The sequence below is a fragment of the Aerosakkonema funiforme FACHB-1375 genome (assembly GCF_014696265.1).
GTDB classification, from domain to species: Bacteria; Cyanobacteriota; Cyanobacteriia; order Cyanobacteriales; family Aerosakkonemataceae; genus Aerosakkonema; species Aerosakkonema funiforme_A.
In genome coordinates this window covers 1-24,660 of the sequence record NZ_JACJPW010000008.1, presented here as the reverse complement: position 1 = coordinate 24,660, position 24,660 = coordinate 1, and the positions used below count along the sequence as shown (strand labels likewise).

The 24,660-nt window shown below is 45.4% G+C and carries 25 protein-coding genes; 16 read left to right on the top strand and 9 right to left on the bottom strand.

Annotated elements, in window-relative coordinates:
• Positions 1-96: 96 nt before the first annotated feature.
• Both H6G03_RS04625 and H6G03_RS04620 read left to right on the top strand, forming a co-directional pair.
• Complete coding sequence (locus tag H6G03_RS04625; RefSeq protein ID WP_190462553.1) at positions 97-357, top strand: hypothetical protein; 261 nt, start codon at positions 97-99, stop codon at positions 355-357.
• Positions 358-376: 19 nt separating this feature from the next.
• On the top strand, positions 377-883 hold the full coding sequence (locus tag H6G03_RS04620; protein WP_190462551.1) for a pentapeptide repeat-containing protein: 507 nt from the start codon (positions 377-379) through the stop codon (positions 881-883).
• A 152-nt stretch (positions 884-1,035) separates the two neighbouring features.
• Here H6G03_RS04620 and H6G03_RS04615 read toward each other — a convergent pair whose 3' ends face one another.
• Genes H6G03_RS04615 through rsmA form a run of 3 tightly spaced genes read right to left on the bottom strand, consistent with a single transcriptional unit; the run spans position 1,036 to position 3,169 of the window.
• A complete protein-coding gene (locus H6G03_RS04615; RefSeq protein ID WP_190462550.1) occupies positions 1,036-1,380 on the bottom strand; it encodes a DUF3082 domain-containing protein in 345 nt (114 codons plus the stop codon).
• 10 nt (positions 1,381-1,390) lie between these two features.
• The gene (gene ispE, locus H6G03_RS04610; RefSeq protein WP_190462548.1) at positions 1,391-2,335 is read right to left on the bottom strand and encodes a 4-(cytidine 5'-diphospho)-2-C-methyl-D-erythritol kinase; all 945 of its coding nucleotides are present in this window, start codon (positions 2,333-2,335) and stop codon (positions 1,391-1,393) included.
• Positions 2,336-2,350: 15 nt separating this feature from the next.
• Positions 2,351-3,169: a 16S rRNA (adenine(1518)-N(6)/adenine(1519)-N(6))-dimethyltransferase RsmA gene (gene rsmA, locus H6G03_RS04605; protein ID WP_190462546.1), complete on the bottom strand. Its 819-nt coding sequence runs from the start codon at positions 3,167-3,169 to the stop codon at positions 2,351-2,353.
• Between the two features lie 161 nt (positions 3,170-3,330).
• Here rsmA and H6G03_RS37165 point away from each other — a divergent pair, with 161 nt between their 5' ends.
• The 7 genes from H6G03_RS37165 to urtD all read left to right on the top strand — a co-directional run bounded on the left by H6G03_RS37165 (position 3,331) and on the right by urtD (position 12,424).
• A complete protein-coding gene (locus tag H6G03_RS37165; protein WP_199315140.1) occupies positions 3,331-5,157 on the top strand; it encodes a peptidoglycan-binding protein in 1,827 nt (608 codons plus the stop codon).
• 629 nt (positions 5,158-5,786) lie between these two features.
• A complete protein-coding gene (locus H6G03_RS04595; protein ID WP_190462544.1) occupies positions 5,787-6,008 on the top strand; it encodes a hypothetical protein in 222 nt (73 codons plus the stop codon).
• 104 nt (positions 6,009-6,112) lie between these two features.
• Positions 6,113-6,895, top strand: a complete 783-nt coding sequence (locus tag H6G03_RS04590) for a hypothetical protein (protein WP_190462543.1) — start codon at positions 6,113-6,115, stop codon at positions 6,893-6,895.
• A gap of 363 nt (positions 6,896-7,258) precedes the next feature.
• Positions 7,259-8,596, top strand: a complete 1,338-nt coding sequence (gene urtA, locus H6G03_RS04585; protein ID WP_190462541.1) for an urea ABC transporter substrate-binding protein — start codon at positions 7,259-7,261, stop codon at positions 8,594-8,596.
• Positions 8,597-8,732: 136 nt separating this feature from the next.
• Positions 8,733-9,893 carry an ABC transporter permease subunit gene (locus H6G03_RS04580; RefSeq protein WP_190462539.1) on the top strand — a complete coding sequence of 387 codons (1,161 nt, stop codon included), beginning with the start codon at positions 8,733-8,735 and terminating at the stop codon, positions 9,891-9,893.
• 497 nt (positions 9,894-10,390) lie between these two features.
• A complete protein-coding gene (gene urtC / locus H6G03_RS04575) occupies positions 10,391-11,536 on the top strand; it encodes an urea ABC transporter permease subunit UrtC (protein WP_190462691.1) in 1,146 nt (381 codons plus the stop codon).
• Positions 11,537-11,680: 144 nt separating this feature from the next.
• The gene (gene urtD, locus H6G03_RS04570) at positions 11,681-12,424 is read left to right on the top strand and encodes an urea ABC transporter ATP-binding protein UrtD (RefSeq protein WP_190462537.1); all 744 of its coding nucleotides are present in this window, start codon (positions 11,681-11,683) and stop codon (positions 12,422-12,424) included.
• Positions 12,425-12,582: 158 nt separating this feature from the next.
• Here the strand turns inward: urtD and H6G03_RS04565 are convergent, their stop codons facing one another.
• On the bottom strand, positions 12,583-13,440 hold the full coding sequence (locus H6G03_RS04565; protein ID WP_190462535.1) for an acyl-CoA desaturase: 858 nt from the start codon (positions 13,438-13,440) through the stop codon (positions 12,583-12,585).
• Between the two features lie 191 nt (positions 13,441-13,631).
• On the opposite strand from H6G03_RS04565, the gene H6G03_RS04560 reads away from it, so the two are divergent.
• The 3 genes from H6G03_RS04560 (at position 13,632) to H6G03_RS04550 (ending at position 15,533) form a co-directional block, all read left to right on the top strand.
• On the top strand, positions 13,632-14,885 hold the full coding sequence (locus H6G03_RS04560; RefSeq protein WP_190462533.1) for a TetR family transcriptional regulator: 1,254 nt from the start codon (positions 13,632-13,634) through the stop codon (positions 14,883-14,885).
• A 208-nt stretch (positions 14,886-15,093) separates the two neighbouring features.
• Entirely contained in the window at positions 15,094-15,264 is a 171-nt protein-coding gene (gene psb34, locus H6G03_RS04555; protein WP_190462532.1) for a photosystem II assembly protein Psb34, read from the top strand.
• 32 nt (positions 15,265-15,296) lie between these two features.
• Entirely contained in the window at positions 15,297-15,533 is a 237-nt protein-coding gene (locus H6G03_RS04550) for a hypothetical protein (RefSeq protein WP_190462530.1), read from the top strand.
• 269 nt (positions 15,534-15,802) lie between these two features.
• On the opposite strand, the gene H6G03_RS04545 is transcribed toward H6G03_RS04550, so the two are convergent.
• A complete protein-coding gene (locus H6G03_RS04545; protein WP_190462527.1) occupies positions 15,803-16,555 on the bottom strand; it encodes a winged helix-turn-helix domain-containing protein in 753 nt (250 codons plus the stop codon).
• 82 nt (positions 16,556-16,637) lie between these two features.
• Positions 16,638-17,363 carry a response regulator transcription factor gene (locus H6G03_RS04540; protein WP_190462525.1) on the bottom strand — a complete coding sequence of 242 codons (726 nt, stop codon included), beginning with the start codon at positions 17,361-17,363 and terminating at the stop codon, positions 16,638-16,640.
• 554 nt (positions 17,364-17,917) lie between these two features.
• On the opposite strand from H6G03_RS04540, the gene H6G03_RS04535 reads away from it, so the two are divergent.
• On the top strand, positions 17,918-18,553 hold the full coding sequence (locus H6G03_RS04535) for a CPP1-like family protein (protein ID WP_190462523.1): 636 nt from the start codon (positions 17,918-17,920) through the stop codon (positions 18,551-18,553).
• Positions 18,554-18,756: 203 nt separating this feature from the next.
• Here the strand turns inward: H6G03_RS04535 and hppD are convergent, their stop codons facing one another.
• Positions 18,757-19,869, bottom strand: a complete 1,113-nt coding sequence (hppD, locus tag H6G03_RS04530; protein ID WP_190462521.1) for a 4-hydroxyphenylpyruvate dioxygenase — start codon at positions 19,867-19,869, stop codon at positions 18,757-18,759.
• Positions 19,870-19,913: 44 nt separating this feature from the next.
• Between hppD and H6G03_RS04525 the strand changes: the two genes are divergently transcribed.
• Positions 19,914-20,135, top strand: coding sequence for a hypothetical protein (locus tag H6G03_RS04525; protein WP_190462519.1), 222 nt, complete (start codon positions 19,914-19,916; stop codon positions 20,133-20,135).
• Positions 20,136-20,233: 98 nt separating this feature from the next.
• Here H6G03_RS04525 and H6G03_RS04520 read toward each other — a convergent pair whose 3' ends face one another.
• A complete protein-coding gene (locus H6G03_RS04520) occupies positions 20,234-20,950 on the bottom strand; it encodes an SDR family oxidoreductase (RefSeq protein ID WP_190462517.1) in 717 nt (238 codons plus the stop codon).
• A 150-nt stretch (positions 20,951-21,100) separates the two neighbouring features.
• On the opposite strand from H6G03_RS04520, the gene H6G03_RS04515 reads away from it, so the two are divergent.
• Both H6G03_RS04515 and H6G03_RS04510 read left to right on the top strand, forming a co-directional pair.
• Positions 21,101-22,171: a D-alanine--D-alanine ligase gene (locus H6G03_RS04515; RefSeq protein ID WP_190462690.1), complete on the top strand. Its 1,071-nt coding sequence runs from the start codon at positions 21,101-21,103 to the stop codon at positions 22,169-22,171.
• Between the two features lie 115 nt (positions 22,172-22,286).
• Positions 22,287-23,009 (top strand): hypothetical protein, encoded by a 723-nt coding sequence (locus H6G03_RS04510; protein ID WP_190462515.1) that lies wholly within the window; start codon positions 22,287-22,289, stop codon positions 23,007-23,009.
• 70 nt (positions 23,010-23,079) lie between these two features.
• On the opposite strand, the gene H6G03_RS04505 is transcribed toward H6G03_RS04510, so the two are convergent.
• A partial coding sequence (locus H6G03_RS04505) for a Calx-beta domain-containing protein (protein ID WP_304609006.1) occupies positions 23,080-24,660 on the bottom strand: 1,581 nt, incomplete at its 5' end.

Genomic DNA, 24,660 nt, shown 5'->3' with positions numbered 1-24,660 from the left:
GAGAAACCGGGTTGATTTATCGGGTTTGTCCAAATCGGGTCCCGCTAGGCGATCGGAAAGGCTTGGCAGCAAGCTGCTTACCGAGGCAAGAAGATTATGAAACTCGACATCTGCGAACTGAAAGTTGCTGGAAAATCCCGTTTGCATCCCTGTAATTGGTCAGTAGATACGGAACCGACCCCTTTGGCAGGGGAACTTCAACCTTCCACATGGGTAAAACTTTTAGAGCTTCCCAGCCCGTTCAGTTTTGATGAAGCACTACTTCTTTGTGAGCTTTCCGAGAGCGAGTGGTTAGCTTGGATTCCAGATTGCGGAGAAACTGTACTCCACACCCGTCAGTTTTGCATAACTGGTTAGCTTACCACCGTAGCTTCCGGTGCCTTTGTCCGGTGCTGACTTGGGATTTGCCAACTTGGTGAATGCCAATTTGAGCGAAGCCAACCTGAGCGGTGCCGATTTAGATGGTGCTAATCTGATTGGAGTTAATCTGAATCGTGCTAATCTCTGTGGTGCCGATTTGGGTGGTGCTAATTTGGGGAATGCCAATTTGACAGGTGCTAATCTGTCCAATGCCACTCTATGCGATGGCCGCTTAGTGGGTGCTAATTTGAAAGATGCTAACCTGAGTGGTGCGGATTTGAGAGATGCTAACCTGCTGAATGCTAATTTGAGCGGTGCCAACCTCAGCAACGCCAATCTCAGCGGTGCGAATTTAGCGAATGCACGACTGGATGGCGCGATCGGACTCTACAGAGATGAACCGATCGTGGTACGACAGAATGAGTCTCCCAGGTCGGGTATGGCTCATGTCAGTTTTTCGCACCCTATGTATGCCCCTGTTGCTAACGGTTTTAGCCTGCCACGCCCAGGACTGCCGTCTTGAATGGAAAATTAAAGAAGAGAAGCTTTGTCTTCGTTTGTAATTTCTTATTTGGTGTAGTTTGCACCGATTTTTATCTCAGTCTAAGAGGTTTTTAATAAGGTGGGTCATGCCCACCTTACTCGCTTTTATTGCCTAGAAAAAATAATTACTTATTAATTTTGGGGTGGGGCGGGCTGATTTTTCACCTGTTGAATGGAAATTTGAATGGCTAGGGCGATCAGACCGATCGCTATTATGCCAAACACGAAGGTTGCCAAGGAGCTGATGCCGACAACTAAGGTGCGGACGGCAACGGTGATATTAATAACTGTAACGTTGTGGGATTGAATTGGTTTGGCGGCAAAAGTCTGGGCAATGGAAGAGGTCAGAAAATAAAGTCCGATCGTCATTCCCGTAGCAATGAGGGAACCGATCAAACAACGCAGAGGACTCGGAGAGCTAGGGCTAGCGAGATCGGATGCGGAGGGGGTATTTTGAGTTGGAGTGGGATTATTCATAAATTTTTCGTTAATTAGCGACGCCAATGCCGCTAGGAGTAAATTGGGCTATCCAGAAGTCCAGATCCGGGTCGGAGATCGCATTGGCTACTTCTTTTTTAATTTGGTTTGCTCGATCTAAGGACTCGCTGAGGGCAAAGACTGTGGGGCCAGAACCTGACATCATTGTGCCTAAAACGCCTGTGCGTTGGAAAGCTTCCCGCAGTTGCAACACTTGGGGATAAGTTGGCAGGACGACTTTTTCTAAGTCGTTGTACAGACACTCACCGATTTTAGCGTTATCTTTGTGGGCGATCGCACTCACGAGGCAGCCTGAATTTACCTTGGCGGAACGCGCTTCTATGCTTTGGGTATCGCAGGCATATGTGTTGCCGAATTGCTTTCGGTAGGTAGAGTAAGCCCAAGCTGTCGAAACTTCCAAATGGCGGTATTTTGCCAGAATCACGTATATTTTATCTAAATCCGGTAAGGGGGCGAGTTTTTCACCGCGTCCGGTGGCGATTGCCGTCCCGCCCGTGACGCAAAAAGGCACATCCGAACCGAGTTGGGCTGCCAGTTCCTGCAATTCCGACTGAGTTAAACCCAAATTCCACATTAAATCCAAGCCTACCAAAACTGAGGCGGCGTCTGTAGATCCACCTGCCAAACCGGCGGCGATGGGAATGTGTTTGTCAATTTCGATTTCGACGCCGCCATACTGTGCAAAAGCGTTGGGAAATTGCTTTGTCATCAATACTGCGGCGCGGTAAGCTAGGTTAGTTTTGTCTTGCGGTACACCCGGATGGTTGCAGTGGATGCGGATGACATCGGTGCCGTTGGAGCGCAGATGGATGCGATCGGCTAGATCTATGGTTTGCATTACCATTGCCAGCTCGTGATAGCCATCGGGGCGATCGCCGAGTATTTCTAAATACAGATTAATTTTGGCTGGGGCAATTAGGGTGTAAGAGCGCATTTCTAGGGGCTAGGGCTAGGGGCTAGGGGCTAGGGAGTTACTCAGGGTTACCCACTGGGCGACACTGAGGTCTTCGGCACGGACTTGGGGGTTTATTTCTAATTGTTCCAGCAAGTGGGTCAGCCGATCGCGATCGACTATACTTTTCAAATTATTTCGCAACATTTTACGTTTTTCGGCAAAGCCCTGTTTCACGATCGTGTCTAGGTGTTTGGGGTTTTGGGCAGCAAAGCGGGTGTGGGGACGCAATCGCACTACGGCAGAATCTACCTTCGGCGGTGGGGAAAAATCTCTGGCCGGTACATTGCAAATTAATTCGCAATCTGCTATATATTGAACTCGCACTGACAACGCTCCAAATGCTTTCGATGAAGGTTGGGCATATAATCGTTCTGCCACTTCTTTTTGCACTAGCAACACGATTAAATCGTAAGGTTCGGGATTGGGATTAGCAATTGTACCTAATAAGTTTTCTAGAATTGGGCCGGTAATATTGTAGGGGATATTGGCAACAATTTTATTCGGCTTTTGGAAATTGGCGAAGTTAACGAGATTAGCAGCTAAGTCGATGGTGAGAATATCGCCTTGCAAAAGTAAAAAATTTTCTCTTTTTCCCAGTTGTTTGGCTAATAACTCGCACAAGTCGCGATCGATTTCCACCGCTACGACGGCTTGAGCTAATGGCAATAAGCGCCGCGTCAGGATACCTGTGCCTGGGCCAATTTCCAGGATGCGATCGCGATTGGTAATTTCTGCGGCGGCGACGATTTGGTTTAATGCTTTGTCGCTTTTGAGCCAGTGCTGAGCAAATTGTTTGCGAGCTTGGGGCGGCATAGGAATTTTAGATTTTAGATTTTAGATTTTAGATTTTATCTTGGTGGGTGGCAGGTTAACATAACATTGGGAAGATATTATTTAATTTTACCGGACATCAGTACCCAGTGATGTCTAATAATCTTATCTATTAGATGAGAATCTATCGGGAGGTAGTATTTATGTCTGCTTCGTCAATTTTGTCACCGCGCACGATTAGCAACAGTGAGGGTCTAGCTGAATTCAACGCACTTTTTAACAACCAACAAGCGGCTGACGATGCAGCACTAAAGCTAAAGGTGTATTGGCCGAAGTGGGCTGTTGCATTTGATGCTCAGTGGTTTGAAGCTACTGAGATTAATGCCAAAATTTTGACGGGCAAAAAGTTGGCGCTGGAGGTAGAAAACGCCAAGTTTAAAGTAGCGGCAGCAGTAAAAATGGCGCTGGAGGGACAACAGGTAAAAGCACCGATCGATCTGCCGACAAATCCCGTGAATAATGATGAAGCTGTGGCAGCTTTTTACTCGATATTTAAAAGCCAGCAGGTAGCTGATAAAGAGGTGGAAATATTAGTTGCCAACTGGGATAAGTGGGCGATCGCATTTGGCGGACAGTGGTATGCTCCAGAGCTTTTCAATGCGAAAGTTGTTGTCGGTCGTTTGATTGCCAAAGCGATGACGGATGCGAGAGCAAAAGTTACTAAAGCGATAATGCAGGCAATCGAAGGCAAACAAATTAGCTTCTTTGCAGAGCCAGGAACAAACACTGAAGATAGAGCGGTTCCTGTAGTCGATAATAAGCTGGAAAAAGCCAAAGACCGAGCGCAAGTTTTCAAGGATTTCATGAAAATTGAGATTAATATGGGTGCCAGCGCGGATCGGCTGGCATTCTTGTATCGTGGGGTGCAAAAATCGCCTTACAAAGAACAAATTAAAGATTATCCGGAACGTCTCAAAGCTAAGCCTGATGGCGAAAGAGTGGTTTCCTATGGAGAAACGGTTGTGCTAAAAGGTTCAGGTAAGACAGTGACTTTTAGTTCTTACCCAGAAGTGGGAAAGCTACCCGAAATCGATAATAAAGGTCTGGACTTTTTGCATGGAGATATTCAAGAGGCGTGCCTTTGCGTTGGCAGTTTTGTTGGTGATAAGATTAAGGCGCATTGGTTAGGGAAAAACGCACTTGTTAAAGGTCAGTTTTGGAGTTCTACGAAAATTTTACCGATTCTCAATGTTGTGTCTAGGGTAAATGGAAATTCGCTGGATACAGATATCGATAATTGCGTCATTAGAGATCGAGATCGTCGCAAACGGAATATGCCTTTTTATGAAATGGTATGGGATGTGGTAAGTTATGGCGATCGCATCGCCAGTTCCAATTCTTTGGCGGCAATGTTCAAACGCTTTGAAACTCGTCCGGGATTGGAAAATTGGGTGAGGAAAATCACAGGTAATACTAATTTAGATTTCCGTGGCAGTTACGGTCAACCTGCATTTATCTATCGTCCCGAAGTTTATGATTTAAAAAAAGGAAAACTTCTCCTGACTCCCGCATCAGAAGGTTCTCCGGGAGAAAATCTGCTGACTGCATACGATCTGACTCGTTTTATTTCTATGTTGGGATGGCATCATCACATAACCGCACCAGCAAGGTTACCCAGCGCACAATGGCACAGCCTTGAAAGTATAGTGAGAGCGATGGGAACAGATGCTTGTCGGTATATGGATGTAGCGATCGAGATGTTGGGACTGCAAAATTATATTAGTTCGCCAGTCATTATTTCTAAGTTGGGTAACGGGTACAGCAGTAGCAGAAACAGGTATGAATATGTATACGTGGCGCTGGTACAATTTATGGATGAGCTTCCCAAGGGTGAGGCAAAGCCGGTGAAGTTAAGAACTGTAAGCATGGCTTTGCGGGGAGCGAGTCGAGATGCAGTTCAACTGGACGCCAGAATGGCAGCAGAAGTGACAGAGATTCTTCGCCGAGTGGTAACAGAGGAACTTGCTTAACAAAATTGTTGAAATTATACCAGCTTGGCCGATCTAATTTGATGCGAACATTAAAAGTCCGCAGACTCAAAATATTTACAGCCAAACTTAATCTTTTCATTAAAGCTCTTAGCACTTTATTTATCCGAATGTAAAAAAATATACTTTATGTTTCAATAAATGTATTTTAGAATACTATTTAGCATGAGTAAGTCAGCTAAATTAGACGCTTTAATGGTCTGGGTTTCATATTTGTGGTTTTCAAAAAATTTGTTTAGGATTATTGCAAAATCTTTCGGATGATTAACTTGCTTTAAAGGGATTAAATTCGCATATTTTATTTGAAAATGTTCTCTATACTAAATTTGGGAAGCGGCAAAGTCTTTGGCAGCGTTATGGCTGAATACAAGGTGCTAAATGCTGCAATAAATCTACCCTATACCTACTACTCAGTATAAGGGTTCGGGTAAATTTTATCAAACTCGATCGGCACCCGCTATCGAATGCAACGCTAAACTAAATCTAGCCCTTTCCTAAATTACTCGCCCTGAGTGATGCAAATAAACTTACGAATACTGGTAAATAATACAAATTCGATACCAGTGTGTACTATTTAGGTTTTCTATCGCAGTTTTTCGTGAGGGTGTGTCATGTTTTTTATTCGCGAAGTTGTTCAACAAGCTCTTACAACTGGTTATCTAAGTTTGGAAGCAGAAGCTCAACTGAGGGGACTTTTGCAGAAAAAGTACGATATGGAAGACCTAGATGCTTTCATATCGTTGCAACAAGCAGCAGTGGCAGGTTTGGTGAAGCAGGAATCTCGTGAGTTAAGAGGGCCCCAGTGTTTGGGCGATCGGGAAAAAGTTGCTTGAGGGAAATAAAAAGCACGAATTAAGCAAATTGGCAACATCCAGCTTTTTAAGAAAAGCAATTTAAACTTTGTCTACTCTTGCAAGTATTTTGAGCGGAAGCAAATATGATGATGAGTCTAAAAGAGTTAGCGATCGATTTTACCGAAGCAAGAATTATAACGCCAGCAGTGTCTGCTGTACCAGTTCAAACGGCAAATTTTTATTGCGTTAGAAGCTTGTCCGAAGCGTACAGCGATGGAGTATCAAAACAAGATACAGGTACGCTGAATAACGTTCTCAGTACAAATTCATCGGCAAAAGTCACCGCAGAACATCGTAGCGGTGGACGCAGCTGTGCTGAGACTTTCTGCAATGCTGCTATGGGGATGCTGGGTGCCTATGCAAAAGCTGTTACGAACGATACCTATTATAGTGAGTTGGTGGCTATTGCTTTTAGTTCGGCATATTTTCACGATACGATCGCCGTTCGCTCGAATAATTTAGGGATCGGATCTCCTGTCACGCTTATTTTCAGTCAGGTTGTGGCAGGTGCATTCGAGATGGGCGAAGGTGAATCTCAAGGAACAGTTCACTCAACTTTTAGGATCGACAATGAATTACTCTGTTATGCAAGCAACATAGACTCTCAGCCAAATACAACACAAACATCCGATTCCCAAATACTTGTGGTTAACACTACTGTTGGTAGTACAATTAATATTTGCGGAAGATTAGATGCGATCGTACAAGTCCATAACGGTGGTTCTATTGTTGCCGATTACAGCAACACAACTACTTTCTATGCCGACTCGCAAACACCAGAAGTAATACTCGTCAGTGCCAGCGGTCACGATTATTCATCTATGATGCCGGGATGCGATCGTTTGTCTCGATCTTGGAGTGCTTGAGGATACTGGGCTGAGTTTCCGGCTAGTTTTACAGCACAATTTGTCCTCTTTTGTCAACTATAAAGCTTAGGCATACTCTGGCTGTAGAGATAATTCATGAATTAGCTCTACGGCTTTTGGTGTAATTCAGGAATTAGCGCAAAAGCCATACTGTTTAAAATTGGAGGTTGCCTAAGCCTCAAATAGATTGCAAAAAAGCGATCGGCCTAAGTTTACCGAAATTCTTAAATAAAAAAAAACTTTGCCATTTACTTAAATTTTTGTATCAAACAGCACTTTTAATTCAAAGTAAAGTAACATACCATAACATATTTGCTCAGTCTATATATCTGTTGACTGATTGACCAAGGAGTAGTGAACGGTATGACAATGCGATTCCATCGACGTAAATTTCTTTTGTACGGTTCCGCCACATTTGTAACCAGTCTTCTGCTCAAAGCTTGCGGTAGCGGCGATACTGCCAGCAATACACCGACTCCGGCAGCGACAGCCAGTCCAACGACAGCTGCATCTCCCGTAGCTGCTAGCAGTGGTGCTGGTGGGGAGACCATCAAGGTAGGAATTTTACACTCTCTCAGCGGCACGATGGCAATTAGCGAAAAAAGCGTCGTGGACGCCGAACAACTGGCGATCGACGAAATCAACGCTGCTGGCGGTGTATTGGGCAAGAAAATCGAGGCTGTAATCGAAGATGGGGCCTCAGATTGGCCGACTTTTGCAGAAAAAGCGAGAAAGCTGATCGATCAAGATAAAGTTGTCACCATTTTTGGTTGCTGGACTTCTGCTAGCCGTAAAGCAGTATTGCCTGTTTTTGAAGAAAAGAAACATATGCTCTGGTATCCTGTGCAATATGAAGGCCAGGAGTGTTCTCAGAACATTTTCTATACCGGCGCTGCACCCAACCAACAAATTGAACCGGCGGTTGATTGGCTGTTGCAAAATAAGGGCAAAGAGTTTTTCTTAGTTGGCTCTGACTATGTGTTTCCCCGCACGGCAAACACGATTATCAAAGCACAGGTAGCTGCCAAAGGTGGCAAAATAGTTGGAGAGGATTACTTACCGCTTGGTAACACGGAAGTTACTGCTATCATCACCAAAATAAAACAAGCTTTGCCAAAGGGCGGCGTCATTTTTAATACGCTCAATGGTGATAGTAACGTGGCTTTCTTCAAACAGATGCAAGGTGCGGGTTTGGGGCCAGACAAATATCCAGTTATGTCTGTAAGTATTGCTGAAGAAGAAGTGAAAGCGATCGGCCCTGAATATCTCAAAGGTCACTACGCGGCATGGAATTATTTCCAAACTGTCGATACACCTGAAAACCAAAAGTTTGTACAAGCCTTTAAAGCTAAATACGGTGCAGATCGGGTAACCAATGACCCAATGGAAGCAGCGTATATTATGGTTTACCTATGGAAGCAATCGGTCGAACAAGCTAAAACAACTGAATTGGAAGCAGTCAGAAAAGCGGCTTTAGGTCAGACGTTTAATGCTCCAGAAGGTAAAGTGTCATTGGACAACAGCCATCACTTATCTAAGTTTGTCCGGATTGGTGAAGTTGCTGAAGATGGCTTGTTTAAAATTGTTTATGCCAGCAAGGAAGCAGTTAAGCCAATTCCTTGGAATCAATACGTTGCAGAAACTAAAGGTTATGCGTGCGATTGGTCAGATCCTAAGAAAGGAGGTAAGTACAAAATCTAAGTAGAGCGAAAATGCCAACCCTTGTGGGCAATGCCCACCTAATCAAAATTGGCAATCAAAGGTGAGCGTTGCTCACCCTAGTAAAAATTGTTAATCAAAGGTGGGCATTGCCCACCCTACTAAAGGGAGGAAGGGTGTGCTAGCAGGATTGTTGGACGGCATATTTAACGGTATTAGCATTGGCGCAGTTCTGTTAATTTCAGCGCTGGGTTTAGCGATTGTCTTTGGGTTGATGGGCGTGATTAATATGGCTCACGGCGAATTAATGATGCTGGGAGCATACACGACTTTTTTGGTGCAAAATGGCTTCAAAATAATTGGAGGCCCTTTGTTTGAAAGCTATATATTTTTCGCTCTACCTATGGCTTTCTTGGTGGCGGCTACTGTAGGAGTAATTCTGGAAAGAGGAGTGATTCGCTATCTCTACGGGCGACCTTTGGAAACGTTGCTGGCAACTTGGGGAGTTAGCTTAATTTTGCAGCAGTTTGTTCGCAGTGTAAGCTGGGTGCTGGTGATTGGAATTGCCCTGTTTTCTATCTTGTTTTTTGGCGGTTTGTGGGTAATATCTCGGCGTCCGGATTTCGATCGCATTCGCAAATTGGCAATCGGGATTATGTTACCGCTTGCGGGTGCGATCGCATTGACAACTGGCGCATTATTAAGCCAAACTTTTAAACTCGCGGTCAACAAACCTTGGTTTGGCGCTCAAAACGTTGATGTTACGGCACCAAAATGGTTGCGCGGCGGCTTACCTTTGGGCGATTTCCAAATGCCTTACGCACGCCTATTCATTATTGTACTAACGATTATTTGCCTTGTCGGTATTTACCAGTTCTTGCAACGTTCTGCTTGGGGTTTGCGAATTCGTGCGGTAACGCAAAATCGCACAATGAGCGCTTGTCTGGGTATCGCTACCCAAAAAGTTGACGCTCTCACTTTTGCGCTGGGTTCCGGTTTAGCTGGCGTAGCAGGATGCGCGGTAAGTTTGCTCGGTTCTGTAGGGCCAAATACAGGGCAAAATTATATCGTGGATACGTTTATGGTTGTAGTTGTGGGCGGTGTTGGTAAATTGGTGGGCAGTATTGTCGCGGCAATGGCGATCGGTACGCTCAATTATATTATCGGTTCTGGAACTTTGGCTTTGCTGCTCGCGCCGATACAACCTCTAGCTGATTTCTTTACTTTCTTTGCCACAACGAGTATGGCGAAGGTGATGGTATTTGCGCTGATTATTGCTTTTCTGCAAGTCCGTCCTGCTGGTATTTTCCCGCAAAAAGGGCGCACTGTTGATGCCTAGTTTATTAATAGCAAGAAAGGGAGAGAGGGAAAATGCAAGAGGAGGAAAACGGGAGAAGTCGGAAAATATACCACTTTCCTCTCGTGAGAAAAGACTACACAGAAAATACCGAAACTGCTGGAGATTCGGATACTAATAATGTGTCGATTGACAACGCTAATGTGCCAAGTTCTGAGTCGGAACAAAGTAAAGTTTCAGGAAATAACAAAGACGAAAAAGAGAAAGCTAAAGATTTGCCGATCAGCAAACAAGCAGAAGGGGTAAATAGTAAAACGCAACAAATATCTCATTCTGCGAACGCTCCAACAACCTCAGAGCAGTCACTTAACTCGTTCGAGAAAGAGAGAATGGCAGCGCCGGAAAGGGGAGGAAATCAGAAAATATACCACTACCCTTACGTAAAAAGGGGAAATCGGCAAAATAAAAGGAATTTAGAATCCTCCCACTCTAGCAATATCTCCTTAGTTCAATCTCCTCAGCAACTGTTTCAGGTGCTGATGCAACAAAAGCGATCGCTCTTGATTGAAGCAGCTGCGGTAGTGGCGATCGCTCTCATCCTGATCGTACTAATTCCCCCTTTTCTAACCATCATAGGGCAAGGATTTCGCGTCAACTTGCTAGGCCGATTTTTAGCCTTAGCTATTATCGCCCTTGGTATAGATTTAATTTGGGGATATACGGGAATGCTTAGTTTAGGTCATGGCGTATTTTTTGCCCTCGGCGGTTATGCTCTAGCCATGCACCTGAAATTGCAACTTCCCCCGGATGCCAGCGTGCAATTACCGGAATTTATGAGCCTTTATGGGGTAACAGAACTGCCTTGGTTTTGGAAACCATTTTATTCGTTTCCGTTCACTGCGGCAGCTGTATTCATTCTACCATCTGTGTTGGCTGGAATACTTGGTTATTTGGTATTTCGCAACCGGATTCGAGGCGTTTATTTTTCCATCTTGACGCAAGCAGCAACAATTGTATTTTTCAATTTCTTTAACGGTCAGCAGAAACTTTTCAACGGTACTAATGGGCTAACCAATTTCAAGACTTTCTTGGGAATGAATGTCAACGAAGATCGAACGCAGTTTGCTTTTTATACGCTCACAGTCGTATTGCTTGTAGGTGCTTATGCCCTTTGCCGTTGGCTGACAAGTGGAAGATTCGGTCGGCTATTAGTTGCCATTCGCGATGATGAAGCCAGAGTGCGTTTTTCGGGTTACGATCCGACAGGCTTTAAGGTTTTGGTATTTGCGATTTCAGCAGGTTTGGCTGGAATTGCCGGTGCTATGTTTACGCTGCAAACTGGTTTAATATCGCCCAAAGCGATGGATATTGCCTTTTCAATTGAAATGGTAATTTGGGTAGCGGTGGGAGGTCGCGCTACTTTGATGGGAGCAGTGCTGGGTGCGATCGCGGTAAATTTTGGCAAGAGTATTTTGAGCGAACAATTTCCGGAAATTTGGCTATTTTTCCAAGGCGCATTATTCTTAATTGTGGTAATGGTGCTTCCCAATGGTGTGGTGGGCTGGCTGCAAACTGAGGGAATTGAGAATATGCGATCGCTATTAGGAATCCGCAAGTACGCCACTACATATCCCAGTTTGGCAGAAAATCCCGAAGTCCAGATCGAACGGGAAGAACTAGAGTAGATAAAAGTCAAAAAAGGGACTAGGGGCTAGGGGCTAGGGAAGAGGGAAGAGGAAGAGGGAAAAGGGAAAAGATTTATTCTCCCGCTCCCCCACTCCCCCTAGCCTCTAGCCCCTAACCCCTAACCCCTAGCCCCTAAGCCTCTTATGAATGGAAAAATCTTAGAAACTGAAAACGTAACCGTTAGTTTTGATGGCTTTAAAGCCCTGAGAAACTTGAATTTCAATATGGACGCTGGGGAATTGCGCGTAGTAATTGGCCCCAACGGTGCTGGCAAAACAACATTCCTGGATGTGATTACCGGCAAAGTCCAACCAACGGAAGGACGAGTACTATTTAAAGGGCGAAATACTAAACGCCTTTCCGAACATCAAATCGCTCGTTTGGGAATTGGTCGCAAGTTTCAAACTCCCCGAATTTATCTGAATCTAACTCCTTGGGAAAACCTCGAAATTACCTGTAACCGCAATAAAAATGTGTTGGCAACTTTATTTGGCAATTCTCCTAGTGAAGAACGTCGCACGGTGGCAGGTTTGTTGGAAACTATTGGCTTATCGGCTAAAGCAGATATCAAAGCTGGATTACTTTCCCACGGGGAGAAACAACGTTTAGAAATTGGGATGTTAGTAGCTCAATCTCCGGATTTGTTATTAGTTGATGAACCAGTGGCGGGTTTAACCGATGAAGAAACTTACAACATTGGGGAGTTACTACTAGCACTAGCCCAGAGTCATTCTATTTTGGTAATCGAACACGATATGGAATTCGTGCGCCAAATTGCTCGCAAGGTGACGGTGTTGCACGAGGGTTCGGTGTTGTGTGAAGGCACTATTGAAGAGGTGCAGAACGATCCTCGTGTGATTGAGGTATATTTGGGTTCTCATGAATAATTGTGATGGTTAATGGTTTATGGCAATCGCCAATTTTTACCGCAGATGACAACAGATAAACGCAGCCTATAGCAGATGGGAAAGTAGAGACGTTTCATGAAACGTCTCTACAATGAAATGGCCAAAAATTAAAGAGGCTAACAAACTCGGATTTGGTATCACAGATCGGCGATCGCTTCTGCGGGGGGGCGAATAATGCGCTTAGCCAATCCCACAGTTTCCAATGCTTCGATCGCCCACCAAGTCATATCTAATTCCCACCATTTCCAACCGGCTTTGGCCACATTAGGATAAGCGTGGTGGTTATTGTGCCAACCTTCGCCGTAGGTGAGAATTGCTGCCCACCAAAGGTTGCGGGAACCGTCTGCAACTTCAAAGCGGCGATCGCCTGTCATGTGAGTGGCGGAGTTAATCAACCAAGTGGTGTGCCACAAAATCACAGCTCGCAGGAAGACTCCATAGATGACAAAAGACCATCCTCCCAAAACATAGAGCAATAGAGCGACTGGAATTTGCAGCATCAAGAAATGGCGATCGAGCCAGTTGTAATATGGGTCGCGAGACATATCCGGAGCGTATTTCTGATAAGTATCGCGATCGAAAAACTCAGAGCGAGGATAGAAAATCCACAGCATATGGCTCCACCAAAAACCTCGCGACGCTGCATAGGGATCTTTATCTTTATCCTCCGTATGCAAGTGGTGCTGGCGGTGTCCGGAGACCCAAAACATCGGCCCTCCTTGAAGAGCCAAAGCCCCAATGGTAGCCAGGATATACTCTAACCACTTAGGCACTTGTAAACTGCGGTGCGTGAGCAGGCGATGGTATCCCAAACAGATGCCGATGCTGCCAAATAACCAGTGGAGAAAAATCATCACACCCAAGGCAGACCAAGAGAAGAACCAGGGAGCCAGCAGCGCTAGAGCATGAACAGTCCCGAAAAAGGCAACATTCGTCCAACTCAGTTTGAGCGATTCTGAGGATTTTTGTAATGTTGCGCTCGAATTTGAGGTCATAAACTTTCCTATTTGAGAGTCTTGCATCCTGTTTGCCCAATTCAGGACTAGCTTGTGCTGCTCCTTCTGTTTCGATCGCGCTTGTTCGATCTTGGGAATAGCGCTACAGTGAACTCAGGTATGCAAGTATTGCTTGCTTCCAGCCTAACAATTTTTTCCCTGGTCTGCAAGTAGTACTTGCAAATAATTTTATGACAGCTCAACGCAAATCCGCTCGACAGCGCTTAGTGCAAGCAGCACTACAACTGTTTGCCGCTCAGGGGGTGACTGAGACGACAACTCGGCAGATTGCTGAATTGGCTGATGTAAATGAAGTAACGTTATTCCGTAATTTTGGCAGTAAGCATGGCTTGCTTCTGGCTGTAATTGAAGAAGCAGAGGTTTTTACGCAACTTGGGGAAGCTCTGGGACAACAGGCAAATCAAATTCAGGGCTTGGCTCAAGGACTGCAAGCTTATGCAGAGGGTTATTTGGGAGCGCTGGAAGAAATTCGAGAATTTGTGCGATCGCTGGTGGGAGAAGCGGGTCACTATCCACCAGAAAACCGACAGGCGATCGGACGAGGGTTGGCCCAAATTCATCGTTACACGGTGCAGTATTTGACTGCGGTGATCTCACGGGAACAGGTGCGATCGCAAATGGAGGTGGCGAAGCTGGCTAGCTTGCTCAATACGCTGTTACTGGGGTATGCGGCGATCGAATTTACGACGGAATTTCACGAACTCTGGTCAGATAAAGCCGCATTTATTGCCGATTTAGTAGAGTTATTTCTCTCCACGGAACGTTTTGAGGCGACATCAGCAGAACAAACAAGCAGTTTAACAACGGTAGATTGCAATGCGAGCGTGCTGACAGAAGAGGTTCTCGATTTACCAGCGCCTTTGGTGCGAGCGATCCTGCAAAAGGCTCGCAAATCTGGTTCCCAAGACTACGCTTTGGTTTACGTCCTGTTTGCGACTGGCTTAAGTCCTGGGGAAATTGCCAGTCTCCAGCGATCGCACTCTATTTTTGACGATCGACAACATCTGCTGCAAGTACACCAAGGCGCAAAACGCCAAGTGCCTGTAAATCAATGGATTATGGGACATCGTTACGGCACTTACACGAAAAATCCCCTGACCCAATGGCTCAAGACGCGAAGGGACGAACAGCCAGCATTATTTATCAACGACAACGGACGACCGATATCTGAAGTAGAGGTCCGTCTGCGCTGGCAGCAGCTCGTCGCAGATATCGTCACACTATCAGGATATCCTCCGGCGATCGAACAAGCCCAACAAACTTGGTGTGTTGAGATGTTGATGCGGGGCATGAACTTAGAAGGTTTAAGTATCCTAACTGGCTGCGATCCAGAACAATTGCAACCCTATACACGTAGGGCGCAAGAAAAGGCAGCTTTGGAACAAGCCATCCGATTAGATCGACCTCCAGCCAGCAAAATATAGCGGTTAGGGGCTAGGGGCTAGGGGCTAGGGGGAGAGGGAAGAGGGAGGAGGTACGAAGCGGAATTTTGACTTTTGACTTTTGACTTTTGACTTTTGACTTCCCCCACTCTCCCGCTCGGAGAAGTCGGATCTTTTTTAAAATATCCCCTTGACATTTCTTTACAATCTGTTACATTAGTTAACATAGAGAAACAACAAGGAGACAGAAATGAGCTACACCAAAGAAGAAAGCGGACTTCTAAACAACTTTGCCATTGAGCCAAAGATGTACGTTGCCGACTACCCAACCAAAGCACAGCAGCGCGGCTACCTGTTTCAGGGCTTAGGGGCGATCGTTTTACTGGCTGGTGTGGTACTGACAGCCTTTGCTGTGAGCTAGAGCTTTTCTATCTAAGAATCGGGAGATTGAAAATGAAAACTGACTTTGATATTGCCCGTAGCTACGTTTGTGCAGCCACTATCTTTAATCCTGAATTCAACAACTTTGCCAACATCACTGCCAATCAAGCTTGGTCGCTGTTTTTCACCGCCGGACGCGATGATGCAGCGCTGGGCGATAATCCAGAAGTAGGGCAATTTTTCAATAATGTTTTAATCGCTGTAGTCACAGCAGTTGTCGCCGGCTCATTTTTCTTCCGCTCGTTCTAAAGAGGCGATCGTGCGGGGTATTTGTAAAACTCCAGCCTATACTCTTAAGCTTCACTCATATGGAAGTGAATTAGAGAAACTGGAGTATGGCAACCATTTAATGAACGCAGAATAGTTTTTCCCAAAAGGAAGAATTATTCTGCCTACACTTATTAAAGTGCAGGCTCTCGATAGTCAAATTGCTATTAATGGCAAATAGGTAATTTCGATCGTAAGTTTTCCGAAAAAATCGTTAAAACTTAGGTATTAGCATTAGCAACAGAAGTATTTTACGGCTGAGACTTTTCCAGAGTTTGGGTAGCGGGAACCACAAGTTTGTAGCCCACGTTTCGGACAGTCTGAATCAATTTCGGCTGACTCGCATCTAGTTCTATCTTTTTGCGGATTTGACCGATGTGAACATCTACAACTCGGTCTTCTTCTCCTTCTACTCCTGTGTGTTCGTAACCCCACACCTCTCGAATCAGTTCGCCGCGCCGCCACACTTTTCCCGGATGACTAGCTAAAAAATGGAGCAAATTAAATTCTAAAGCAGTTAACAGTACAGTTTGATTGTTGAGGGTGACCTCTCGACGTACAGAATCGATGATTAAATTTTCCAAAACTAAAGCCTGCTGTTGAAGCCCAGCAGTCACCGTCACTGTAATTCGCCGCAAAAGAGCCTGCACTTGTTTTTCCAGGACTTCCACATAAAAAGGCTTGGTGACATAAGCGTCGGCTGACTCCAATCCAGTGACTTGGGATTTTACGTCTGTTAAACTTGTGAGCAGCATGACAAGAACATCACTGCGGCTCTTCATTTCCTCACAGAGTTTAAAGCCGATCGCATCTGGCAAAATGACATCCAAAATTACCAAATCAGGGTGGAATTGCTCAAAAATATCCCAGGCGTTCTTACCATCTGCGGCGCATTCTATCTGATAGTTCTGCTTGCTCTGGCTTAAGAACCTATAAATTAAATTCCGGATTGCTGGGTCGTCATCAACAACTAAAATCTTTCTGCGGGGGACATCGGTTTTCATGGTAAAGTCTCAAGCAGCACAGTTAAAATTGCAAGAGTTGATTTGGGGAACTGGCCCGCAAGGAGCCAGAAACCTCATTACTTCACGGCTGAGATTGGTTGCTTGCACCTGTATTTTCGGGAACCTCAAATTGGTAGCCAACGCCGCGAATCGTCCGAATCATCTTATCTGGCTGAAGTAAATCTGTGCCGAGCTTTTTACGAATTTGGCCAACATGAACGTCAACTACCCGTTGATCGCCAACGTATTCGTAATCCCACACAGCTTGGATCAGTTCGGAACGACGCCAAACTTTACCGGGATGACTGGCTAAAAAGTGTAGCAGATCGAACTCTAGGGCTGTTAAGGGTACGCTCTGATTGTTGAGCGTTACCTCCCTACGCACCGGATCGATCATTAGTTGGTCAACTATGATACGTTGTTGCTCGGCTGTAGTCACGACCCGCTGACGTTTCAAAATAGCTGCTACTCTGACTCCCAATTCACTTAGACTAAATGGTTTTGTGATGTAGTCATCGGCACCTTTGGAAAATCCTGTAATTTTATCAGCTTCGTCTGTCCGGCTTGTTAGCATTAGCACAAATACACCAGTGCGGCTCTGCATTTCTTGACAGAGGTTATAGCCATTGGCGTCAGGCAAATTTACATCCAGAATTACTAAGTCTGGATTGAATTGCTCAAACACGGCTATGGCCGTCTTACCATCCGCAGCAGACTCCATCTGGTAATTTTGCTTAGTCAAGAAGCGCTGGATTAAGTTTCGGACCGCAGGGTCGTCATCAACGACAAGAATCTTGGCGAGAGACATGGCCACCACTTTTACAGTTATAAGTTAAAGTTGAGGATAAACTAGCGAACAGAAAAGCTGGATGCGAGCTTTGGGGAAAGAGTACAGCGACATGGCTGAAGACAGATTCGCGTATTTATTGTGTATCCAGCATTTTAAAGGATTTCACAGGAGCCCAGCATTAGTATGCCCTACTCAGTAACTACACTTTCGATGATTGACAAACCTCTTTTCCTAGTTATGTCAACAATTTACCGCCTATTGGATCGGGTAGAGGGTGGGTTTCAAATCTAGTGGCAGTGGCTGTGAGTCTATGTTAATGGACCTGCTGGGGTAGATAAGACTTTGAAACGGCTGATTGGGCTGACTGGCTGTGTGAGCGAGAAAATAAGGCAACGATCGCTTTCCAGATCTCAGGCTAAACTACTTGCAGCAGTAATTACTTTTTTAACCAATCACAACTAACTGCGACGTGCGACCAGCCATGTGGGGGCAGAATATAGATCGCGCAGAACCGCAAGCAGCTTGGGGTCGATAACGATAGGTGGCAAGATGGGATGTCTTGGAGGTTTTAAATGAGTACGGAAAATCACTATAAACAATTGGGACTGAACGAGGACGCGACATTCGACGAGATTCAAGCGGCTCGCAATCGCTTGACTGAGGAGAACAGTGGCGACCCGAAACGTCAGGAAACGATCGAAGCAGCCTACGATGCCATTTTGATGGAACGTCTGCGAATGCGCCAGGAAGGAAAAATCAAGGTTCCGGAAGGTATCCGATTTGCCGAACGCTTAGCTCAGGCTCCCCCTCCTGCCTCGCCAGCACCTGTAAAGGAATCTAGTTCTTGGCTGCAAGGGCTGCTGGATACTCCCAGTCGGGCCGATATTTTGTGGCCTGCTGGTATTTTCTCGGTTTTGGCTGGTCTGACTTTTTACTATCCGCCTTCGGCGTCTGGGATATTGGCCGCAGCGGTTTTGGTCAGCCTTTATTTCCTTTCTCGCAAGGAAGGAAAGCTGGGGCGAGCTGTCGTGGTGTCGCTGTCTAGCTTGACTGGTGGCTTACTGTTTTCGGCTGTCGTTAACGCCTTGATTCAAAGTCAATTTCCAAATCTGGCTTTGGCAGCGCAAAGCCCTTTAAGCATCGCTTTGGTAATCCAAACTTGGGTAACTTTGTTTATCCTGTGGTTGGTTACCAGCTTTCTACGGTGAGGTCAGCCAAGTCGGGACAAGATTTTGCATAAAAAGGGTGCTGTCTTGTCGCTTTAGTTCGCTGTGGAAATGCGTCGCGTCCCGATATTGTGGCCGCGATTGGCTCAAAACTACGTCCTACGGCCTCGCTGAGATCGGCAACGATCGCATCGGGGCTGTATGTTTGTATGGAGTTGCGATCGCTTAGCTCTAGGGGGAAATTTTTAACTTTTAACTTTTAACTTTTGACCGCGCTTGATTTGTTCTTGTTCGATCGCTTCAAATAAGGCCCGGAAGTTCCTTTCGCCAAAGCCCTGCGCTTGCTTCTGTTGCCCGTTAACATAGCAGATTCGCCGCTCAATTACCTCAAAGAAGAAAGTTGGCTGCGTAAAAATTGGCTTTGTAAAGGTCTGAAGCAGTAGGGGAGCCGTTTCTCTTGTCTGCGGGCAAATATCCTCCCAATCCACCAGAATTTCGTGATTGGCAATTTCTTGCAATTCTGTAGGCGATAGAGGCAGTCTTTCTCTTTGCTGTAACTGAGTGTAGTAAGTAGGAGGAACTTTAATGAAACTTACACCAGAGGTTTTCAGTTGCGCGATCGCTTCCATGAGATTTGATGTCTGCAAAGCGATATGCTGGATTCCTGGCCCTCCATTGATATCCAAAAACTCTTGAATTTGAGAATTGACAGATGAAGGCTGATTGATCGGAAATTTTACTAAGTGGCTGGGATGAAGCATTACCTGACTCTGCAAGCCCGATCGAGACGTTTGAATGTCAAATTTCTGCTGGCGTCGAAATCCCAGCACATTTTCATACCAAGTTGCCGCACTTTCCAAATCTCCACTACCCACATTCAGCACCACATGATCGATGCCGATAAACGGCGAGGGAGAGACCTGGAGAGGTGAAGAAGGCGAAAAATTTGCGGTTATCCATTCTCCATTTCCCATTCGCTCGATTAAAGTGTGACTGAGACACCCCCAAGCAGCAATTTTTGCCCACTTTAAATAGGAATTACCTTGTTGTTTGTACTGGATGGGTTGCAGGACTGTAACACCGTGACTGACTGCCTTTGCGATGAGCGATTCAATATCCTTGACAAGAAAAGCAATATCTGCAATACCGGGAGAATGCGATCGCAGAAAATCTGCAACCGGGCTAGCAGAGGTGAGCGCTGAAGAGAGAAGAATACAGACAGGCCCGCTTTTGACCGCTTCCGTGCGAGTATGATTGCTGGTATCGCTTCCTAGCGCTTGAAAGCCGAGTTTGCCAACAAACCAGTCACGCCATTTCTGCGCGTTCTCTACATAGAAGTGAAAGTGGTCAATTTGCATAGAATTTGGGAATAATTTGCATAGAAGCTTTTCAACGCACGATTATGTTCAATAATCCTTTGATCAGAGCAGCTGGAGTGGCTGCAATTGCTTATGTTTTGTTTAAGGTTCTTGCCCAAGCATTATTCGCATTTGCCCAAATAACTCAAAGTTTTGCGTACTGGTTGAAGTGGCATTTTGTACCCTGGAGTGAGGAAATAGCGATCGGTCTGGGCCTAGCCTTTTTGGTTTTTACAGCAGTTACAACCAGTCGCGATCGCAGCTAAAGCGCCTCGATCTGGTAAGCTTGCCGCACGACTAGAAGGAATTTGCCAGCTTATTTTAGCGATTTCAATCTGTCTGGAGAGAGGTTATCACCGAACCATCAGAAAAATAAGTGGCTTTCTGGCTGAATATTGATTTCCATCGGTACAGCTTGCGGTTCGGCACGCAGAGCAAACAAAATAGCCTCAGCCGCAGTTTCCGTGCTGAGCATTTTTGACCTGTCAACCTTCAAACTCACATTATCCCAGAAGGGAGAATCGACACCCCCAAAGTAAAACAGGGTGAACTTAATGCCAAAGCGCTTCAGTTCGTCCGCCATGCACTTACTAAAAGCGACCACACCGAACTTAGAAGCACAGTAAGCTGCTGCCATTGCCATTGAGTGCTTGCCCAAAATGCCCACTACGTTGCAAATATGACCGGATTTCCGTTCTTTCATGGCTTCTGCCGCCGCTTGCGTGGTGTAGAAGCTGCCTTTTAAGTTTAAATCGAGCATGGCATCGAGGTCTGCTGGTTCGAGTTTGTTGTACTGTTTGAGGATACCGGCACCAGCAGCATTTACCAGGGCATCAATTTGCCCGAAATGAGCCACCGCTTTTTCGATTAAAGTTTTTACTTGTTGCGGCTGGGTAATGTCGCAAGGTACTGTTAAAACTTGCTCTGCCTGCGTTCCCGGTAGGGAAGATGCTAAATTGGCTAATCGGCTGTTATCTCTAGCTGTTAAGACTAAACGAGTGCCTAAAGGTGCTAGTTTGCGTGTCAAGGCAGAACCAATGCCACCCGTTGCGCCTACGATAACAACCACTTTGTCCTGCATTGTTCTTTACATTTATTTACATCACCTTAATTATATTTAATGATATTGGCGATCGATAACTCCAGTGGCATTCAACTGGTAACTTTCTCTCGTCCCATATTTCCGGTTGTGATAGGCTAACTGCGAAGAGGAGTGTCAGAGGTATCAATGGTGAGTAAGATGCGAGTAGGGCTGTTGTTTGGCGGTCGTTCGGGAGAACACGAAGTTTCGATCGTTTCGGCAAGATCGATCGCCAAAGCGCTGAAATCGGAGCAAAATGCACAAAAATATGAAGTATTGCCTTTTTACATCCAAAAAGATGGTTTCTGGCAAGGTGGAGAAACAGCACAACAGGTGCTAGATGGGGAAGTTCCCCAAGTCGGAGAGGAAGAAGGAAAATACGCGAATCCAAAATCGAGATGGCAATTCCCGCCGGAAGCGGATTCAGTGGATGTTTGGTTCCCAATTTTACACGGCCCGAATGGGGAAGACGGTACGGTGCAGGGTTTGCTGAGTTTGATGCAAGTTCCGTTTGTGGGTTCCGGGGTGTTGGGTTCGGCTGTGGGGATGGACAAGATTGCCATGAAAACGGCTTTTGCCCAAGCGGGATTGCCACAGGTAAAATATCAGACGGTCAGTCGAGCGCAGATTTGGTCTAACCCTTGCGTTTTCCCGAAACTATGCGACGAAATAGAAGCAGATCTGGGTTATCCCTGTTTTGTCAAGCCTGCGAATTTAGGTTCGTCGGTAGGTATTGCGAAAGTGCGATCGCGCACGCAATTGGAAGCAGCTTTAGATAGCGCAGCCAGCTACGATCGCCGCATAATTGTAGAAGCTGGAGTAGTGGCAAGAGAAGTAGAATGCGCTGTTTTGGGTAACGATAATCCCCAAGCTTCTGCAGTCGGAGAAATTACTTATAAAAGTGATTTTTATGACTATGAAACTAAATACACGGAAGGAAAAGCAGATTTGATAATTCCTGCCAACATACCGGCTGCCGTCGCTGCACAAATTCAGGATATGGCTGTAAAAGCTTTTCTCGCAGTTGATGCCGCTGGGTTGGCACGGGTAGATTTTTTCTACGTTGAATCTACAGGTGAAGTACTGATTAATGAAATTAATACTTTGCCCGGTTTTACATCTACAAGTATGTATCCCCAACTGTGGGGATATAGCGGCGTTCCTTTTGCAGAATTAGCGGATAAGTTAATTCAAGCAGCGTTAGAACGCTATAAACCTTAGAAAAAAAGGCTGATGTGGTGTATGCCTCGCGGATTATAGCCTCAAATGCTTGCCTACCTTTTGCAAGAGAGCATAAAATCTTGTCATGATAAGGTGTAGGTATTGAAAAGTGGGTATGGCGGATAACCAAATTGCACAACAGCAATCACCCCCTTCCAAAGCCCCAAAGCTTCGCCGGCGCAGTGGCAAGCCTGCACCACTAGCTGAGGAATCATCGCGCTTGAAAACAGCAAATCTCGATCGGCAACGGAAAAAACTTGCTCGAGCAACTCCCCTAAACCCGGTGTTGCTGGTGGTTCAGAAATGTCCGCTACTGGTGTGGAGCGCTTTTTTGGCAGCAATGCTATTGGCTGGTGGTTTGGCGATGCTGCGTTTGACTGACCCGGATTACGTGGGAAAAGAGCAACCATCAGCAGCAAAAACGGCGACAAACGCACAAAACACGGTTTTGCAGCATGAAAGCCAAAATACACAGTCTGGGTGGTTGTACGGCGCGATCGCATTGGGCTGCGCCACCGGTGCTTGGGTAATTCTCAGGCAGTTTAATGGTACTCGCAAGCGTCACAAGCTTCGCAAACCGCTCAAAGGTCGTCCAATTTCCCGACAGCGAGCAACTCAGCAACGGAAAAAAAAACCATTTTTACCCCACCGAAAAGAACCAATTTCTGATGCTTCACAAACAACTAACCCTTCAACAACAGGTGCGGCAGGTGCAGCTACGCGGGCAATACCACCGCTTAGACCGAGCCTACCGGATGATAGGAAAGAGGTAAAATTGGCAGAAAATATGGATATAAGAAAACGCCAGCCGCTTTCTTACCTATTGCGAAATCTTTAGTTCATTTCAATTTGCAGATTTTCAATTTGAACTACCCCAACTAAAGTAAAGATTTTAGTTGGGGCTCTTTTTAAGAAGGCAGATTAAGCAGGAAAGAACTCAGCTCGATTCGATCGACTGTTATTCCTTTGAGGATCGCTAGAATCTCACCAGTATTAGTAATCGCGATCTCAGTTCCATCACTGCTTTGGCTAATTTTCAATTGGGAAAAACTTAAATTCCCGCCTAATACTAGCAAGTCAATATTATCTTCAAAATCGAGGATGGTGTCAGTACCAAAACCAGGAGATAAAAGAAAGCGATCGCTGCCATTCCCACCCTTCAATATATCATTACCTAAATCTCCGCTCAACCAATCGTTTCCATCGCCACCTTTGAGGGTATCGTTATCTTTACCACCATAAAGGCTATCATCTCCCCCATCTCCATTTACCCAATCTTCTCCTTCATTTCCAAACAATATATCGTTGCCATCTCCGCCACACAAACAATCTTTTTGACCACTATTTATAATGGGAATATGGCTACCATTTCCACCATAAATGGTATCGTTACCATCTCCACCGCAGAGACTAGCATTACCTAAATCGCCAAATATTACATCATCTCCGGTATCGCCAAGAACGATATCATCATCGCTACCACCCCGCACCGTATCGTTACCTTCATTACCGCAGATAGTATCATTAGCTTGATTGCCATTTAATACGTCATTCCCAGTACCGCCTAATAATAAATCGCGTCCGTTTGGATCGCCAAGTTCCTCTTCTGTCACACCGCCAAAAATGGTATCATTAGCTTTATCTCCGAGTAGGGTATCATCACCCCGATCGCCCCAAATTAGATCGTTATCTTCACCCCCGCGCAGGATATCATTACCTTTACCACCTCGGACAACATCGTTATTTTGATTGCCGTTAATTACATCGTTACCATCATTTCCATTAATAACATCTTCGCTTTCATTACCCGCAATCCAATCGCGATCGTCACCACCAAAAATAGTATCTTTTCCCTTATTTCCAACTAAGTTATCGTTGCCTGCTTTTCCCCAAATAAAGTCGTCGCCATCTAAACCATAAAGTGCCTCGTCTTCATCGCTACCAGTCAAACGATCGTTGTCGCTTGTTGTAACAGTTTTGATATTAATGATGGGATTAATTTGTGTTAATAAATAGCCTGCTGTTCCCTCGGAAAATAAATTATCTGGATTGGGATGTCCGATTTCTTTACAAAAACAATCCTCATCCTCTTCTAGATCGTCATTGTTAATAGTTCCCACAGCTTGACTGTCAGCAATGACGGCATTAGCAACGCCAATCAAATTAACAAAAAATGTTTCGTTCGCTTCTTTGGTAGTATCAGCTAAGACAGCAACACTAATGGTTTTACTTACTTCGCCTGGGTTAAAAGTAATTGCAGTAGTAGGATGAGGATAGTAATCTTTATTTGCAGTAGTAGCAGTACCATCAGATGTGGCATATTCGACGATAACGGCTTGAGTGGGAATCACACTGAGGTTGATGGTAAAATTAGCTAAAGTGATGCCGTTGTTACCTTCGGTAACTGTCGCATCAGTAATAAAAACTTGGGGTAAATTATTATTAATAGGAGTCGGAGATGGGGGAGATGGGGGAGTTGGGGGAGTTGG

What these genes read in the sequence shown, in the direction of transcription:
- H6G03_RS04625 (WP_190462553.1), top strand. Translation starts at nt 97, where the DNA reads ATGAAACTCGACATCTGCGAACTGAAAGTTGCTGGAAAATCCCGTTTG.
- H6G03_RS04615 (WP_190462550.1), bottom strand. Translation starts at nt 1,380, where the DNA reads ATGAATAATCCCACTCCAACTCAAAATACCCCCTCCGCATCCGATCTC.
- ispE (WP_190462548.1), bottom strand. Translation starts at nt 2,335, where the DNA reads ATGCGCTCTTACACCCTAATTGCCCCAGCCAAAATTAATCTGTATTTA.
- rsmA (WP_190462546.1), bottom strand. Translation starts at nt 3,169, where the DNA reads ATGCCGCCCCAAGCTCGCAAACAATTTGCTCAGCACTGGCTCAAAAGC.
- H6G03_RS37165 (WP_199315140.1), top strand. Translation starts at nt 3,331, where the DNA reads ATGTCTGCTTCGTCAATTTTGTCACCGCGCACGATTAGCAACAGTGAG.
- H6G03_RS04595 (WP_190462544.1), top strand. Translation starts at nt 5,787, where the DNA reads ATGTTTTTTATTCGCGAAGTTGTTCAACAAGCTCTTACAACTGGTTAT.
- H6G03_RS04590 (WP_190462543.1), top strand. Translation starts at nt 6,113, where the DNA reads ATGATGATGAGTCTAAAAGAGTTAGCGATCGATTTTACCGAAGCAAGA.
- urtA (WP_190462541.1), top strand. Translation starts at nt 7,259, where the DNA reads ATGACAATGCGATTCCATCGACGTAAATTTCTTTTGTACGGTTCCGCC.
- urtC (WP_190462691.1), top strand. Translation starts at nt 10,391, where the DNA reads ATGCAACAAAAGCGATCGCTCTTGATTGAAGCAGCTGCGGTAGTGGCG.
- urtD (WP_190462537.1), top strand. Translation starts at nt 11,681, where the DNA reads ATGAATGGAAAAATCTTAGAAACTGAAAACGTAACCGTTAGTTTTGAT.
- H6G03_RS04565 (WP_190462535.1), bottom strand. Translation starts at nt 13,440, where the DNA reads ATGACCTCAAATTCGAGCGCAACATTACAAAAATCCTCAGAATCGCTC.
- H6G03_RS04560 (WP_190462533.1), top strand. Translation starts at nt 13,632, where the DNA reads ATGACAGCTCAACGCAAATCCGCTCGACAGCGCTTAGTGCAAGCAGCA.
- psb34 (WP_190462532.1), top strand. Translation starts at nt 15,094, where the DNA reads ATGAGCTACACCAAAGAAGAAAGCGGACTTCTAAACAACTTTGCCATT.
- H6G03_RS04550 (WP_190462530.1), top strand. Translation starts at nt 15,297, where the DNA reads ATGAAAACTGACTTTGATATTGCCCGTAGCTACGTTTGTGCAGCCACT.
- H6G03_RS04545 (WP_190462527.1), bottom strand. Translation starts at nt 16,555, where the DNA reads ATGAAAACCGATGTCCCCCGCAGAAAGATTTTAGTTGTTGATGACGAC.
- H6G03_RS04540 (WP_190462525.1), bottom strand. Translation starts at nt 17,363, where the DNA reads ATGTCTCTCGCCAAGATTCTTGTCGTTGATGACGACCCTGCGGTCCGA.
- H6G03_RS04535 (WP_190462523.1), top strand. Translation starts at nt 17,918, where the DNA reads ATGAGTACGGAAAATCACTATAAACAATTGGGACTGAACGAGGACGCG.
- hppD (WP_190462521.1), bottom strand. Translation starts at nt 19,869, where the DNA reads ATGCAAATTGACCACTTTCACTTCTATGTAGAGAACGCGCAGAAATGG.
- H6G03_RS04525 (WP_190462519.1), top strand. Translation starts at nt 19,914, where the DNA reads ATGTTCAATAATCCTTTGATCAGAGCAGCTGGAGTGGCTGCAATTGCT.
- H6G03_RS04520 (WP_190462517.1), bottom strand. Translation starts at nt 20,950, where the DNA reads ATGCAGGACAAAGTGGTTGTTATCGTAGGCGCAACGGGTGGCATTGGT.
- H6G03_RS04510 (WP_190462515.1), top strand. Translation starts at nt 22,287, where the DNA reads ATGGCGGATAACCAAATTGCACAACAGCAATCACCCCCTTCCAAAGCC.